The sequence below is a fragment of the Pseudomonas sp. Sample_9 genome, assembly GCF_004307535.1.
GTDB classification, from domain to species: domain Bacteria; phylum Pseudomonadota; class Gammaproteobacteria; order Pseudomonadales; family Pseudomonadaceae; genus Aquipseudomonas; species Aquipseudomonas mercuritolerans.
Genome location: NZ_RAZO01000151.1, coordinates 1 through 1,195, shown reverse-complemented (window position 1 = coordinate 1,195; position 1,195 = coordinate 1). Strand labels below are relative to the sequence as shown.

Genomic DNA, 1,195 nt, shown 5'->3' with positions numbered 1-1,195 from the left:
GGCCTTTTTTCTCGCCGCCGATCCAGTAATGGAAGATCACCGACAGGTTGACCAGGCTGAACGCGAGAAACGCGCCGAAGTTGATGAATGAGGTCGAGGTGGTCACATCGAGTTTCAGCGCCAGCAACGCCACCGCCGCGCACAGCAGAATGCTGTTGACCGGGGTGCCGAAGCGCGCATGCAACGTACCGAAAAAAGACTTGGGCAAGACGCCGTCGCGGCCCATGGCGAACAGCAGTCGCGAACCACTTGCCTGGGCCGACAGCCCCGAGGCGAACTGGCCGACGATCAGGCCGATCAGGAAGATCGAGACGAACAGGTCGCCACCGATATTGCGCGCGATTTCATAGGCAGCCGAGTCGACGCTGTCGAACTGGAACGATGGATGAGCGATCTGCACGAAGTATGAAACGCCAACGAAGATCAGGCCGCCAATCAGGGTGATCAGCATGATCGCCCGGGGAATGGTGCGGCGTGGATCGCGGGTCTCTTCGGTCAGGGTGCTGACCGCGTCGAAGCCAAGGAATGAATAACAGGCAATCGCCGCGCCGCTCATGATCAGCGGCATCTGCATGTCGCCGTTGAAGAACGGTTTGATCGACCACAGCGGCGTGCTCGCATCGCCGCCGATGTAGTGCACGCACAGCGCCACGAAGGCGATCAATACGAGAAACTGCACCAGCATCAGCAAAGCGTTGATGCCATTGGCCAGTTTCAGCCCGACGATGTTGATCGCACTGGTGATGCCGATGAACGCCAGCACCCAGATCCATTGCGGGATCGACGGAAATGCCGAAGCCAGATAAGCGGCGCCGATCAGCCAGATCGCCATCGGCAGGAACAGGTAATCGAGCAACACCGCCCAGCCGGCAATGAAACCGAGTTTCGGACTGATCGCCTTGCGCACGTAGCTGTATGCCGAGCCGGCCACCGGGAAAGCGGCAGCCATGCGCCCGTAACTCATGGCGGTGAAGAACATCGCCACCAGCGCCGCCAGATAGGCCGCCGGGACCATGCCGGCGGTGGACTGGGCGAGGATGCCAAAGGTGCCGAGGACGATGATCGGCGTCATGTAGGCGATGCCGAACAGCACCACCGACCCTAGTGAAAGGGTGCGTTGCAAACGAGCCATGGGCGACTTACTCCGAATGTTATTGGATTTATGGCAGAGCCGGGTTCGGCGAAAATTTCGGGT

At 60.0% G+C, this 1,195-nt stretch carries 1 protein-coding gene; it reads right to left on the bottom strand.

The genetic code is table 11. The features are described from left to right. Positions 1-1,132: APC family permease (locus D6877_RS07755; protein ID WP_130910394.1), on the bottom strand; the 1,132-nt coding region annotated here is incomplete at its 3' end. Positions 1,133-1,195 lie beyond the last annotated feature (63 nt).